The 13,537-nt window shown below is 62.4% G+C and carries 16 protein-coding genes, 1 tRNA gene and 1 riboswitch; of the genes, 6 read left to right on the top strand and 11 right to left on the bottom strand.

All coding sequences use genetic code 11. The features are described 5' to 3' along the window. Nucleotides 1-4 precede the first annotated feature (4 nt). Nucleotides 5-676 carry a DedA family protein gene (locus tag P3T18_RS08015; protein ID WP_429299384.1) on the top strand — a complete coding sequence of 224 codons (672 nt, stop codon included), beginning with the start codon at nucleotides 5-7 and terminating at the stop codon, nucleotides 674-676. A 110-nt stretch (nucleotides 677-786) separates the two neighbouring features. Here P3T18_RS08015 and P3T18_RS08010 read toward each other — a convergent pair whose 3' ends face one another. The 11 genes from P3T18_RS08010 to ydfG form a co-directional block, all read right to left on the bottom strand. After that, nucleotides 787-1,599, bottom strand: coding sequence for a mechanosensitive ion channel family protein (locus P3T18_RS08010; protein ID WP_429299383.1), 813 nt, complete (start codon nucleotides 1,597-1,599; stop codon nucleotides 787-789). A 237-nt stretch (nucleotides 1,600-1,836) separates the two neighbouring features. Continuing rightward, nucleotides 1,837-2,217, bottom strand: coding sequence for a hypothetical protein (locus tag P3T18_RS08005; protein ID WP_429299382.1), 381 nt, complete (start codon nucleotides 2,215-2,217; stop codon nucleotides 1,837-1,839). A 375-nt stretch (nucleotides 2,218-2,592) separates the two neighbouring features. Next, a tRNA-Lys gene (locus P3T18_RS08000) sits at nucleotides 2,593-2,668 on the bottom strand. Between the two features lie 171 nt (nucleotides 2,669-2,839). Continuing rightward, entirely contained in the window at nucleotides 2,840-3,589 is a 750-nt protein-coding gene (gene ybgF, locus P3T18_RS07995; RefSeq protein ID WP_429299381.1) for a tol-pal system protein YbgF, read from the bottom strand. 19 nt (nucleotides 3,590-3,608) lie between these two features. Then, nucleotides 3,609-4,118, bottom strand: a complete 510-nt coding sequence (gene pal, locus P3T18_RS07990) for a peptidoglycan-associated lipoprotein Pal (protein ID WP_429299380.1) — start codon at nucleotides 4,116-4,118, stop codon at nucleotides 3,609-3,611. A 32-nt stretch (nucleotides 4,119-4,150) separates the two neighbouring features. Further along, the gene (gene tolB / locus P3T18_RS07985) at nucleotides 4,151-5,443 is read right to left on the bottom strand and encodes a Tol-Pal system beta propeller repeat protein TolB (RefSeq protein ID WP_429299379.1); all 1,293 of its coding nucleotides are present in this window, start codon (nucleotides 5,441-5,443) and stop codon (nucleotides 4,151-4,153) included. A 139-nt stretch (nucleotides 5,444-5,582) separates the two neighbouring features. Then, nucleotides 5,583-6,608, bottom strand: a complete 1,026-nt coding sequence (gene tolA / locus P3T18_RS07980) for a cell envelope integrity protein TolA (protein WP_429299378.1) — start codon at nucleotides 6,606-6,608, stop codon at nucleotides 5,583-5,585. Further along, nucleotides 6,605-7,048 carry a protein TolR gene (gene tolR, locus P3T18_RS07975; RefSeq protein WP_429299377.1) on the bottom strand — a complete coding sequence of 148 codons (444 nt, stop codon included), beginning with the start codon at nucleotides 7,046-7,048 and terminating at the stop codon, nucleotides 6,605-6,607. The genes tolA and tolR overlap by 4 nt, the downstream gene beginning before the upstream one ends. Nucleotides 7,049-7,058: 10 nt before the next feature. Further along, the gene (gene tolQ, locus P3T18_RS07970; protein ID WP_007179119.1) at nucleotides 7,059-7,736 is read right to left on the bottom strand and encodes a protein TolQ; all 678 of its coding nucleotides are present in this window, start codon (nucleotides 7,734-7,736) and stop codon (nucleotides 7,059-7,061) included. A gap of 155 nt (nucleotides 7,737-7,891) precedes the next feature. After that, the gene (gene ybgC / locus P3T18_RS07965) at nucleotides 7,892-8,365 is read right to left on the bottom strand and encodes a tol-pal system-associated acyl-CoA thioesterase (RefSeq protein WP_429300070.1); all 474 of its coding nucleotides are present in this window, start codon (nucleotides 8,363-8,365) and stop codon (nucleotides 7,892-7,894) included. Between the two features lie 71 nt (nucleotides 8,366-8,436). Beyond that, nucleotides 8,437-9,183: a bifunctional NADP-dependent 3-hydroxy acid dehydrogenase/3-hydroxypropionate dehydrogenase YdfG gene (ydfG, locus tag P3T18_RS07960; protein WP_429299376.1), complete on the bottom strand. Its 747-nt coding sequence runs from the start codon at nucleotides 9,181-9,183 to the stop codon at nucleotides 8,437-8,439. A gap of 238 nt (nucleotides 9,184-9,421) precedes the next feature. Next, a riboswitch (ZMP/ZTP riboswitch) is annotated at nucleotides 9,422-9,530 on the top strand. Between the two features lie 166 nt (nucleotides 9,531-9,696). On the opposite strand from ydfG, the gene glyA reads away from it, so the two are divergent. From glyA to P3T18_RS07935, 5 genes are all read left to right on the top strand, one after another. Continuing rightward, entirely contained in the window at nucleotides 9,697-10,944 is a 1,248-nt protein-coding gene (glyA, locus tag P3T18_RS07955; RefSeq protein WP_429299375.1) for a serine hydroxymethyltransferase, read from the top strand. A gap of 6 nt (nucleotides 10,945-10,950) precedes the next feature. Further along, entirely contained in the window at nucleotides 10,951-11,433 is a 483-nt protein-coding gene (gene nrdR, locus P3T18_RS07950) for a transcriptional regulator NrdR (RefSeq protein ID WP_429299374.1), read from the top strand. A gap of 202 nt (nucleotides 11,434-11,635) precedes the next feature. Next, a complete protein-coding gene (locus P3T18_RS07945) occupies nucleotides 11,636-12,196 on the top strand; it encodes a GspH/FimT family pseudopilin (RefSeq protein ID WP_429299373.1) in 561 nt (186 codons plus the stop codon). Further along, nucleotides 12,193-12,648, top strand: coding sequence for a type IV pilus modification PilV family protein (locus P3T18_RS07940; protein WP_429299372.1), 456 nt, complete (start codon nucleotides 12,193-12,195; stop codon nucleotides 12,646-12,648). Before P3T18_RS07945 ends, P3T18_RS07940 begins: the two co-directional genes overlap by 4 nt. Further along, on the top strand, nucleotides 12,648-13,454 hold the full coding sequence (locus P3T18_RS07935) for a PilW family protein (RefSeq protein WP_429300069.1): 807 nt from the start codon (nucleotides 12,648-12,650) through the stop codon (nucleotides 13,452-13,454). The genes P3T18_RS07940 and P3T18_RS07935 overlap by 1 nt, the downstream gene beginning before the upstream one ends. The last annotated feature ends 83 nt before the right edge of the window (nucleotides 13,455-13,537 follow it).

Below are 13,537 nucleotides of genomic sequence, written 5' to 3'. Positions count from 1 at the left end.
CTCTTTGGACACGTTGCTACATTTCGTCAATCTTGTCTTGCACATCGACAAGTTCCTGGGGGACTTCATCCACGTGTACGGCGCCTGGGTTTATGCGGTGCTGTTTCTGATCGTGTTCTGCGAAACCGGCCTGGTCGTGCTGCCGTTTCTGCCGGGCGATTCGCTGCTATTCATCGGCGGCGCGTTCTGCGCAACCGGCGAGATGAATCTCGGCCTGCTCATCGTGCTGCTGCTCGTCGCGGCCGTAGCGGGCAATACGGTGAACTACACGATCGGGCGCGCCATCGGGCCGCGCGTGTTCAATTCGCATATTCCGGTGCTGGAGCGATTCCTCGACCGCGCCGCGCTGCAAAAAACGCATAACTTCTATGAAAAGCACGGTGGCAAGACCATCGTGCTCGCGCGTTTCATTCCGGTGGTGCGAACTTTCGCGCCGTTCGTTGCCGGCGCGTCGGAAATGACGATCAGCCGGTTCCAGCTTTTCAACGTGCTGGGCGCGCTGCTGTGGGTGTTGCTGCTCGTGTTGCTCGGTTACTTCTTCGGCAATATTCCGTTCATCCGCCAGTACCTGAACGTGATCGTTCTGGTGGGTATCGGCGCGGCCGTGGTGCCGGTCCTGCTCGGCGCCGTGTGGAAGATGACACGCAAAAATGCCTCGGGAGCCAGTAACCGCTGAGGACCAAGGCAACTCGTGCTTCGTGCGTCGAGGCCAATGAGTTAGCTGGAAAAAGGCGTCGCGAGTATTGCGACGCCTTTTTTTTGCCCGGCCGTGCCGTGCGGGTTATTTCAGGTGACTGCACGCGGCGCGAGCGGCGTTTCCGGTGTCGGGTAACCGGCGTCCTTGAAGGTCTGGATGATTGCGCGATTGGTGTCGAAGTAGACCTGCCAGTAATGCTCGTTGTGCGTGTAAGGGCGCACGCACAGCATCGGTCCTTCCGGCGTGAAACTCAGCACTTCGATGTCCGGCGCGGGACTTTCCGCAACGTTCGGAATTTGCGTGACGGCGGTTCGCAAGCGGTTCATCGCGTCCGTCGGATCCACGCCGTTTGCGATCTTGGCCGTCAACTCCACGCGCCGAACGGGCAGCACGCTGTAGTTCGAGATCGTGTCCGAGAAGATCTTGTTGTTGCCGACGATGGTCGTCACGTTGTCGGGCGTTACGATGGTCGTGCCGAACAGGCCCAACTCCGAAACCGTGCCGGTCACGCCGCCCGCCGTGACGAAATCGCCCACCTTGAACGGTCGCAGTACCTGCATGAAGATGCCCGCCGCGAAGTGCGCGAGCAGACCGCCCCACGCCGTGCCGATGGCGAGACCGAGGCCGGCGAGCAGCGCGGCGAACGAGGTTGTCTGGACGCCGAACACCTGCAGGATCGCGAGGATCAGCAGCAGGTTCAGCAGCGCGCCGAGAATCGAGCCGAGATAGTGAGCCAGGGTTGGATCGACGCGGCCGTTTTTCGACAGCAGCTTGCGCAGCAGGCCGGTGATCAGTCCGATGATCCAGCGGCCCACGATCCACAGGACGATGGCGCCGAGTACCTTGGTACCGAGGTCGATGCCTCGGGTCATGATGAAGACGCGTACGGTTTCGAGATCCAAGATGTCCCCCTCGCTGGGTGAGTTGCCTTCGACTGATTGAACGACGGTGGCGCAATGCAGCGGCAATTGCCCGGCGACGGGCACAACCGGTAACTCTCGATCTTCGGAAGTTATAGGTGACGGCGCGCGCGTAGGCAAGCAGCGTTCCCGGGGGCACCCTGGGGGGATGGCGGCTTTGGGCGACGTTATGGCGGCTGTGCTTGAACGGGCTTGCCGGGGCGTTCGCGTCGCGCCGGCTTACATCGGCAAATGCGATTCCGAGTACGGTGACGTGTGGATGACGATCTTGTCGCCCGCGTTGGGTTTTGCTTCGGCCGCGCGCAGGCGTCGATCCACTTTTGCGTAAGTCAGAGCGATGACGGCGGCCAGTGCATAAGCGCCTGCACGTCCGAGGAACGCATCGGTCGTACTGAACTTGCCGTAGCGTGTTTGCGCGTCGGCGAAGACGACGAAGGTCAGTGCCGCGTCGAAGATCAGCGCGGTGACGGCGAGCGCCGCGAAGATGCGCGCGCCATCGAGCACGGTTCCTGGTATCAGCCGATTGCATAACGCACACGCGATCAGCACGAAAGCGAGCAGGGCGAGATTCGAGATCAGATCGATCAGAAAATTGGTCATGTCGACGGAATGAAAGCGCAGATTTTTTGCGGTCTTGCCAGCACGGTTGCTTACGCGGATGCGTGGCACGCAACGCCAGGTCGGCGGCGATCATTACATGGCTCTACGTCTCGATAAACGCTAATGTTCGGAGTCCGTTGTATTTGTCGGCGTGTAAAGAAGAGGCGTGTAGGAACCGCTCGAATGCCGCGAGGAGTTCGGGATTAACGTTGTGGGATTGATTCGATCGACCTTGCGCATTGGCTGACATGCGCGAGTGATCCAGGCGAGGCGATGCCGCGAAGAAACGGCATGCGATTGCACCGTGCAACACAAAATTGCGCCGCAAAAAGAAAAGGGCTTGCGACGCTGACGCGTGCAAGCCCTCGAATCTTTTGGTAGGCCGTACGGGATTCGAACCTGTGACCAACGGATTAAAAGTCCGCTGCTCTACCAGCTGAGCTAACGACCCAAAAGAGAAGCGAAATTATAGCGATAGCGTTCGGGGGCTGTCAACCCGTGAAGGCCAATTGATTTCGTGGACTTCAGATAGTGAAAAGCCCAGGCTATTGCTAGCCTGGGCTTTTCAGCGAGAGGCGCGCGTGACCATGAAATCGGACACTGCACGTTACCGCGACAGCACCTACTTGATTTGCGACAGCTTGCTCTGCGCCGTTTGCGCTACATCCGAGCCGCTGTATTGCGCGACGATCTGCTCGAGCGTCTTCTTGGCCGCAGCCTTCTGACCTTGCTCGATCTGATTGTTTGCAATTGCCAGCAGCGCTTCCGGCGCACGCGGATGCTGCGGGTACTTCTGCACGATACCTTGCCAGGTCGCCGTCGAGCCCTTGTAGTCGCGCAGTGCGTACAACGCGTTGCCGAGCCAGTATTGCGCGGTCGGCTGGTAAGGGCTGTTCGGAAACTTGGTGATGAACGTGCGGAACGACGCCGCCGCATTCTTGAAATCGCCGCTGCGGAACTGCTGGGACGCCGCATTGAACGAATCGGTTTCACCCGGCTGCACCTCGCCCTGGACGCCGTCCACCGTCTGTTGCTGCGGCTCGAATTTCTTGAGACGCGTGTCCAGATCGGTGTAGTAGTCCTTCTGCTGCTTCTGCACAGTGGCGAGCTGGTTGGCCATGTCCTCGTTCTGTCCACGCAACGTTGCGACCTGCTGATTCAGCTGGTCGAGACGGTTGGACTGATCGAGGATGGTGCGCTGCGCTGCCGACAACTGGCTCGACAGGCTATCGGTCTTCGTACGAAGGTCGAGAATCGCCTGACGAGCCTGATCGTCGTCGAAGATGCCTGCGTGTGCCGGCACGGCCGTGAGGGCCGTGCTCGCGACGCAAGCCGCTGCGGCTAACCGCAGCCAGGAGAAACGATGCGTCATTCGGCTTATCACCCGTTACTTACTGTTGGTAAGCGAGGTCGGCGCGGCGGTTCTGCGCCCACGATGCTTCGTCATGACCCGTAGCTTGCGGCTTTTCCTTGCCGAGGCTCACGGCTTCCATTTGCGAGTCGGTCACGCCCATCAGCGACAGCGAACGGCGGACAGCTTCAGCACGCTTCTGGCCCAGTGCCAGGTTGTACTCGCTCGTGCCGCGTTCGTCGGTGTTGCCCTGGATCAGGACGTGACGTTGCGGATGGCTCTTCAGGTACTGAGCGTGTTGTTGCAGCAGCGATTGATAGTCGTCCTTGACCGAGTAGCTGTCGAAGTCGAAGTAGATGCTGCGCTTGGCGAGCGGGCTATTCGGATCGTTCAGCGGATCGACATTGACTTGTGCGACATCGTTCGGGTTCGGTTGCGTCGAAACGGCGCCACCCTTGTTAGCGTTTTCGTCGAGCTTGACGCCCGAGTGACACGCAGCCAGCGCGCCGACCATCAGAACAGCAAATGCAAAGCGAAGTTTTGACATCATTTGGTTACTCTCCTTGTGTTGTTGCATGAACGTTATTGCATAAACGGGCCCCAGGACGGCTCGCGTACGCTGCCGCCCTGAACGGACAGGACCTGCCGAGTGCGACCGTCGGTCGAAACTGCGGCCAACACGCCACGGCCGTTCACCTGTGTGGCGTAAAGAATGTACTGACCGTTCGCCGCGAAGCTCGGCGATTCGTCATGTGTCGTGTCCGTCAGGCCCGTGGCGGTTCCGCCTTGCAGGTCCTGGATATACAGCTTGAATCCGCCGCCGACGCGCGAGATATACGCAAGCTGTTTGCCGTCCGGGCTCACGCGCGGGCTGGTGTTATAGCTGCCGGTGAAGGTCACGCGCTGCGCGGAGCCAGCGTTTTCGCCTTGAGCCGACATCTTGTAGATCTGCGGTTGGCCGCCACGGTCGCTGGTGAAGTAGATCGACTGGCCGTCGGGCGAGAAAGCCGGTTCGGTGTCGATCGAGCTGCCTTGCGTGAGGCGGCGCAGGCCGCTGCCGTCTGCGTTGACGGCGAAAATCTGCGTGTTGCCGGTACGCGAGAGCGCGACGGCCAGCGTGCGTCCGTCCGGCGACCACGCCGGTGCGCTGTTGTTACCCTTCTGGTCCGATACGACCACGCGACGGCCCGTGGGCAGGTCGTGGATGTAGACGATCGGCTTCTTCTTTTCGAACGAAACGTAAGCGACCTTGGTGCCGTCTGGCGACCATGCCGGCGAGATGATCGGCTCCGGGCTCGAGAGCGCGATGTGCGCGTCCTGACCGTCGGAGTCGGAGATCTGCAACTGATAGCGGCCGCCCGTTTTGATGACGTACGACAGACGCGTAGCGAACACGCCGCGCCCACCCATCAGCTTCGCGTAGATGTAGTCCGCAACCTTGTGCGCGCTCATGCGCAGACCGCTTTCGGGGCTCACGAGCACGAGGCCGCCGAGGCTTTCACCCTTCACGGTGTCGTACAGCTTGAAGCGCACTTCGTACTGGCCGTTCGGCAAGCGGTTCACGCTGCCCGAGACGAACGCGTTGGCGCCCTTGGCCTTCCAGCTGCCGAGGTCGACGGAATCGGTTTCGGCGACCGGCGTGCTGCCCGCGTCGATGTTCGTGAACTTGCCGCTGCGCTGCAGATCCTGACGCACGATTGTGCTGACCTGCTGCGGCGAATTCGCTTCGTTGGCGAAATTCGCCGTCGCGATCGGAAACTGGGTGGACCCGACGCCTGTCACGAGGACGTTGAGTTGTGCGTTGGCGGCGCCGCCGACGGCGATCAGGCACGACGCTACAAGTGTCCGCAGGCCTAGCTTGGTCATCAAACTCATGCTGTATGGATTCCCCAAAAAACGGTTTTACTAACGCTTCACGACAGCAGACAGACCCGAAAACGACTAATTCGTTCCCGAGCGCGCCGCGCTGCGCGTGGCGCCGTGTCTGCCGTCAACGGACTGTAAATTACAAACATCAAGGTCCTGGGCGTACCCTGATGTTCATGCTCGGTGGCGTCTTCCCGTCGATGTCGCGCGGCATCGGATCGGTCCGCTGAACGGCCCGCAGGGCTGCGTCGTCCCACGCCGGGTTGCCGCTGCTGCGCGCGACCGTGGCACTTAACACTGTACCGTTCGGCGAACAGCGCACCGCGATCATGGCTTCCAGACCTTCCGTCTGGCCGCCCCACGAAACGTTCTGCCGCACGGCGCGACTTACTTTGTCCGTATAGCCTGGTGAAGTCGCATTGCCGCCCGAGCCGCTACCCGTGCCGCTCTTCGCAAGCCCGTTGCCGGTCGAGCCTTCGCCGCCCGCCATGCCTTGCATCTGCGCAAGGCGCGCGCGGCGCTCCGAATCGAGCTTCTTCGCTTGCGCGGCGGCATCGGCTTGCGCCTTGGCTTTCGCCGCTTTCTGCGCGTCAGCTTTCTTCTGCGCGTCGGCTTCGGCCTGCTTCTGCTGTTCCTGCTGCTGTTCTTTCAGTTGCTGCTGCTTCTGCTGCTCGGCGAGTTGCTGCTGCTTCTGCTTTTCCGCCTGTTGCTGCTGTTGCTGTTGTTGCAACTGCTTCTGTTTGGCCGCGGCGGCCTTTTGCGCGGCAAGCTGCGCAGCCTGCTCGGCCGCGAGTTGCTGCTGACGCTTCGCTTCGGCTTCCTGCTGCGCCTGCAGCTTCTGCTGACGAAGTTGCTCCGCGAGCTGCGCCTGACGCGCGGCCTCCTGTTGCTGACGCTTCTTCTCCTGCAGCGCGATGTCGGCCTGTTCGTCCGGCACCGGCGGCGCGGGCGCAACCGGCACAGGCGGAGGAGGCGGCTGACGCGGGATAGCCGTGTCCGGCACCTCGGTCCACAGTTCGGCTTCCGCGCCCGCAGGCGTGCTGTTTTGCCACTGAATGCCGTGATAAAGGAAGAACCCGAGCAGCGCGTGCATCACCAGGGCGAACGCAAAGGCTCGCCCGGTGCCGCGTTCTCGCGGCGGCTGAAGCGGATAGTCGGAATTCTTGCGGATCATTGTGATTTGACGAGCAATCCCACGCGTTTGACGCCCCGAGCTTTCAGTTCGGACATCACGTTCATTACCACTTCGTACTTCACCGTCTTGTCGGCGGCGATCACGACGGGCTGGTCGGGATGCGACTGCGCGCGGTCCGCGATGAAGCCGTTCAGATCGGCCTTCGTCATGTCTTCCTGCTGCTGCGCACCGGCGTCGTCTTTGTACTTGACGCTCATGTTGCCATCGGCGCGAATATTGACGATGACAGGCGGCGTTTGCTGTTGCGGCGCGGCGCCGCCGACGGTCGGCAGATTGACGATCGACGGAGCGACCAGCGGCGCGGTCACCATGAAGATCACGAGCAGCACGAGCATCACGTCGATGTACGGCACGACGTTGATGTCTGCCATGGCGCGGCGCGAACGGCTGCCGCGCATGCTGGAGGATGAGCCTGCCATGGTGGACTCCTTACTGTGCCTGACGCTGCAGAATGTTCGAGAATTCTTCGATGAAGGTCTCGAAGCGGATCGCGAGGCGATCGATGTCGTGCGCGTAACGGTTGTAGGCGACCACGGCCGGGATGGCGGCGAACAGGCCGATCGCGGTGGCGGTCAGCGCTTCGGCAATGCCCGGCGCGACGTTCGCAAGGGTGGCCTGCTGCACGTTGGCGAGACCGCGGAACGCATTCATGATCCCCCACACCGTACCGAACAGACCGATATACGGACTGACCGAGCCGACCGACGCGAGAAACGCGAGGTTTGCTTCGAGCACGTCCATTTCACGCTGGAAGGCGGCGCGCATGGCGCGACGTGCGCCGTCCAGAATCGCGCCCGGATCGTTCAGGCGTTTTTCCTTGCCCTTCAGGAATTCGCGCATACCGGATTCGAAAATGCGTTCGAGCGCGCCGATCGTGTGACGGTTGTTGGCCGCGCTTTGATACAGCGCCTGCAGGTCGCCGCCCGACCAGAAATCGCGTTCGAAACGTTCAGTTTGCGCGCGCGCCCGGCGGATCGCAAACCACTTGCGGAAGATGAAGGTCCAGGACAGCAGGGACAGCAGCAGCAGGAGCGCCATGACGGCCTGCGCCAGCAGGCTCGCGTTGAGTACGAGAGAAACGATCGACAGATCTTGTGTAGTGTTCATAAAGGTTCGTTTTAACGTCCCGGAAGGGGGCGTCCGGCTGCAAGGTCGCTCGAAGCTTGCCGTGAGCAAAACGGAAGCATCGGCGACACTGCAAGCCGAACCATGCTTTGTGTTGCTTGATCGTTACGAGTTCACTGGCCCCGTAACAACGGGGTTCAGTCGTTGTTCGTTGACACGTCACTGGCGCCTGGCCCGCGCCGCAATGCGGCGAGAACCGGTGAAGGAATGGCTGCCGGCCGCAGATTACTGCGGTCGACGCAACCGACCCGGATGGTTCCCGTAGCAAGCAGCGTGCCGCTGCGCCACGCTTCCTGCGCGAAATCGACCGATGCGCGACCGAGGCGCTCGATTCTGCTCACGATTTCGATCACGTCGTCGAGCCGGGCCGGCGCCCGGTAATCGACCGCGGTGCTGCGCACGATGAAGATCGCGTCGGTCTCTTCCGCAAGCCGGTTCTGGTCGACGCCGCATGCGCGCAGCCATTCGGTGCGCGCCCGCTCGAAAAATTTCAGGTAGTTCGCGTAAAACACGATGCCGCCGGCGTCGGTATCTTCGTAGTACACGCGGATGGGCCACGTGAAGCCGATTTCCGTGCCGGGCTGGCTAGGCGACATATTCATGCGGCGCATTTTACCGGAACGCACACCTGTAGGTCTGTTTCAAGATGTGCGCCCCGTCTGACGGGCCTGAGAGGCAAATTTCAGCCGCGATGGACGGACAAACCGGCGAAACTCTGCGCCACCGGCATCAGTTCGATCGTGTTGATGTTGACGTGCGCCGGGCGCGTGGCGATCCAGTAGATCGAGTCGGCAATGTCTTCGGCCGTCAGCGGCTGCACGTTTTCATAGACCTTGCCGGCCTTCTCGTCGTCGCCGCGAAAACGCACGTTCGAAAACTCGGTGCCGCCGCACAGACCCGGCTCGATGTCCGTCACGCGCAAGGCGGTGCCGGCAAGGTCGGCGCGCAGGTTCAGGCTGAACTGGCGCACGAATGCCTTGGTGGCGCCGTACACGTTGCCGCCCGGATAGGGCCAGTGGCCGGCCACCGAGCCCAGGTTGAAGACGTGGCCGCGGTTGCGTTCCACCATGCCGGGCAACAGCGTATGCGTAATCTGGACGAGACCCATGCAATTGGTCTCGATCATGGTGTTCCATTCGTCGAGGCTCGCCTTGTGCGCGGGTTCCACGCCGAGTGCGAGGCCCGCATTGTTGACGAGCACGTCGATGGCCGCGAAATCGGCCGGCAGCGAGGCCGGCACGGCTTCGACGGCGGCGCGGTCGCGCACGTCGAGCTCGTAAGGCAGCAGCGCGTCGCCGAGTTCGTCGGCAAGTGCCTGCAGGCGGTCCTTGCGGCGCGCGGTCGCGACGACCCGATGGCCGCCCTTGACGAAAGCGCGAGCGATGGCGGCGCCGAATCCCGCGGACGCTCCGGTGACGAACACAATCATTGCAGTTCCCTGGTCGGTTGGAGAGAAAGGCCCCAAGCCTACTTCCAATGCGGCGCTGCGGCAAGGATGCACGAGCCGTACGGGCGGCGCTCGACGGCAAGCCGGTCGTCCCGTGCAAGCCATTTCGTCAGACGGTTTCAGGGTGCCGGCGCTGCGTCCGCAAGGCTGCCCGAACCCGCCGACCGGCGCGGCTGCAACGCGGTTGCCTATTCGACCCTGTTCAAATAAACTAACGCGCTCATCCCTGCGTGACTGGCGATAGAACCGATTCAACCAATCGGGTTCAAGGTGGAACAACCCACCGTGAAGCGCAGGGTGCCGTTTTGCCGTTCGCCTGGGCAGCCGTGATCCGCGCGCATTGATCTGCGCTGACGGTGGCTGTCCTGCCTCGCGTGTGCGGCGACTCTTCATCCGCCACGTCAGGGCTGGCCCAGCTGCCAGCAGCGCTGCGTACCCTCTACGCAAGAATCGGCGCACGATCCGGTCAACCTGAACACACTCAACGGAATCCGTATGTTTGACAGAGCCCAAAGCACCATCGCCAACGTCGATCCTGAACTCTGGAAGGTCATCGAGCAGGAAAACCGCCGTCAGGAAGAGCACATCGAACTGATCGCGTCGGAAAACTACACGAGCCCGGCCGTGATGGCCGCGCAAGGCTCGCAACTCACGAACAAGTACGCCGAAGGTTATCCGGGCAAGCGCTACTACGGCGGTTGCGAATTCGTCGACGTCGCCGAGCAACTGGCGATCGACCGCGTGAAGCAGCTGTTCGGCGCGGAAGCGGCGAACGTGCAGCCGAACTCGGGCTCGCAGGCCAACCAGGGCGTGTTCTTCGCCATGCTGAAGCCGGGCGACACGATCATGGGCATGAGCCTCGCGCACGGCGGCCACCTTACGCACGGCTCGCCGGTCAACATGTCGGGCAAGTGGTTCAACGTGGTGAGCTACGGCCTGAACGAAGCCGAAGACATCGACTACGAAGCCGCCGAGAAGCTGGCGCAGGAACATAAGCCGAAGCTCATCGTGGCCGGCGCTTCGGCATTCGCGCTGCGCATCGATTTCGAACGCCTGTCGAAAATCGCCAAGTCGGTCGGCGCGTACTTCATGGTCGACATGGCGCACTACGCCGGTTTGATCGCAGCGGGCGTGTACCCGAATCCGGTGCCGCACGCCGATTTCGTTACCACCACCACGCACAAGAGCCTGCGCGGCCCGCGCGGCGGCGTGATCCTGATGAAGGCCGAGTTCGAGAAGCAGATCAACTCGGCAATCTTCCCGGGCATCCAGGGCGGCCCGCTGATGCACGTCATCGCCGGCAAGGCTGTTGCCTTCAAGGAAGCGCTGTCGCCGGAATTCAAGGTGTATCAGCAACAGGTGGTCGAGAACGCGCGCGTGCTGGCCGAAACGCTGGTCAAGCGCGGTCTGCGTATCGTTTCGGGCCGCACCGAAAGCCACGTCATGCTGGTCGACCTGCGCGCCAAGAAAATCACCGGTAAGGCTGCAGAGGCAGCGCTGGGCGCCGCGCACATCACCGTCAACAAGAACGCGATCCCGAACGATCCGGAAAAGCCGTTCGTGACGAGCGGCGTGCGTCTCGGCTCGCCGGCCATGACCACGCGCGGCTTTGGCGTCAAGGAAGCAGAGCAGGTGGGCAATCTGATTGCCGACGTGCTGGACAATCCGGAAGACGCGGCCACGATCGAGCGCGTACGCGCCCAGGTCGCCGAGCTGACCCAACGTTTCCCGGTCTACGGCTAAACCGCCATGCATTGCCCTTTCTGCCGTCACGCCGATACGCAGGTTGTCGATTCGCGCGTATCCGAAGACGGCGCGACGATTCGCCGGCGCCGCCGCTGCCCGGCCTGCGACAAACGTTTCACGACGTATGAGCGGGTCGAGCTGGCGTTGCCGTCGGTCGTCAAGAAAGACGGCAGCCGCACGGAGTTCGATCGCCGCAAGATTCTCGCGAGCATGCAACTGGCGCTGCGCAAGCGCCCCGTTGCAGCGGACGAAATCGACGCGGCTGTCGCCCGCATCGAGTATCAACTGCTTGGCAGCGGCGAACGCGAAGTGCGCAGCGAACGCCTCGGCGAACTCGTGATGAACGAGTTGCGCGCGCTCGACACCATTGCGTATGTTCGTTTTGCCTCCGTCTACCGGCGCTTTGAAGACGTCTCCGAATTCGAAGACGTGATCGAAGAATTCCGCCGCGCCTCTTCTCCTCCCAAGCCTTCCCGCAAGCGCTGATTCCCCGCGCGCGCATCGTCGCGGCCGGGTTGGGTTTCTCTGCGTTCGATCGCAAATCTGCATTACCGCTCCTGTCGTGGATCGCCTCGTGTTCATTCTTACGCGGCATGGCGTCTGAGTGCCACCTGGCCATTCGGCCGATTGTCGGGCCCAGTTCAACTCGCTAGATTGGCTGCATTCTCCAGAACGATCAGGGATGCAGATGAATTGGACCTATGCCCGATGGCGGCCACGCCATGCTTTCACGCTCATTGAAACGCTGGTTGTCATCGCCTTGATCGCGATGATCGCTGTCATGGCGACGCCGTCGTTCGTCGCGTGGCACGTGCGCGACCAGGTCGACGCGAGGGCGAAGGCGCTTGCGTCGACGCTCGCTTATGCGCGCAGCGAAGCGTTGCGCCGTGGCTCGCGCATTACCGTTTGCCGGATCGACGCGGCCCGGCGTTGTCTTGCCGCCGGTCAGTCGTGCGGCGACGGCGTCACCGACTGGTCATGCGGCTGGGCCGTCTTTGCCGACAACGGCAGCGCGCTCTCGCTATTGCGCGCGCAGCCGTTGTTGTCCGCGGTGAGCATCGTGGGTACGCAGACGAACCTGACCTTCACGCCGCCTGCCGGACAGTTGATCGGCAGCTTCCGCAGTTTCGATATCGCGCCGCGCGTGTCGTCCAAAGCGACTCAGGGCGACAGATGGCGGCGCTGCATAAAAATTGCCGCCGGTGGACGGGCGCGAATCGTGGAAGGCGCGTGCGGAGGTACGTCATGAGTCACGTAATCATCAGGTTGTCGAACGAAATGCCGCGCCGCTTCGTTGCGTGCCACAGCGGCAGTTCGCTGATCGAGGTCATGCTTGCCGTGGTGCTGATGGCCGTCACGGCACTCGGTCTGATGGCCGGTCAACTGTGGACGGCTCGCGAGGCTAAGGCGATGGCGAACCGCGAGCAGGCATCGTGGATCGCGGATTCCGTCGCGGAAGTCATGCGTTCATCGCCGAGCGGGCAGTCTGAAATCAGGCAATGGAGCGCTCGTGCGGCGACGCTGTTGCCGCACGGCGATGTATCGGTCGTGTCCGAAGGCGGGGTTTCAGCGGCTCGCGTAACGTGGACTGCGTTGCGCGATATGCCGCGCACGGAAGACCTCATCGACAAACCGGAACCGTGCGGCGGCGCGGACCTTCCGTCGGGATCGTCGTGCGTCGTGCTGGCCTTCGCGCAATGATGCGCCTCCCGAAACGTGAGGCCGCGCATACGCTGGTCGAGTTCGTGATCGCCATCGCGCTCGGCCTGGTGGTGACGGCCGGAGCTGTGTCTCTCTACCGGTCGCAACGCAACGCATTCGAATCCGCAAGCGACGCCACGCGTATCCGCGAAGCGGGCCTCAGCGCGTTGGCGCTGATCGGCCAGCAAATCCAGATGGCAGGCTTCGTACCGGCAGACATCGCTGCATTCGACGCTCCCGCCGCACTGTTCGGATGTTCAGGCGGACGCCCGACCGGTGCCGACGACAGTCCGACGTGCGAATCGTTGCCGGGTCACTCGGACGGCGTCGCGGTTCGGTACGTGGGCGACATCGTCTCGACGTGGCCATCGTCGACGGGACAGGTGACCGATTGTCTTGGGCAGGCAGTTGCAAACAGCAATGTTGCGCTCGGTGCGCAAGGCGTGCTGCTCGTGAACCGTTACTTTGCGAGAGTCAGCACGTCGACGGGCGAGCCGGAGTTGTACTGCGAGGGCAGCGGCAAGCCCGGCTCTGCTCAACCGCTGGTCGAAGGCGTCGAGCGCGTGCGGCTTCGATATTGGCTGGGAGGCGCGGCGAACGCGGTCGACGCTTCGGCGATCACGATCGACCAATGGAAAAACGTCGCCGCCGTCGATCTTTGCGTACTCGTTCGCGGCGCGCCGCAGCAGCGGAAAGGGCATTACGTCGATTGTGACGGCGTGAATAATCTCGCCACCGACATGCGCGCGCGGCAGGCGTTCTGGCGACGCGTGGCAATCCGAAACGTCGCGGAGGATGCGTTGTGACTGCAATCGGAGACGGTCAAGCGAACATGCCCTGCACGTCGCCTCGTGCGCCATCGGGCACAGCAGCAGAACGGCGCGTCGGC

It is taken from the genome of Paraburkholderia sp. GAS199 (genome assembly GCF_050436585.1).
GTDB lineage: Bacteria > Pseudomonadota > Gammaproteobacteria > Burkholderiales > Burkholderiaceae > Paraburkholderia.
This window is presented reverse-complemented; position numbering and strand designations above follow the sequence as displayed.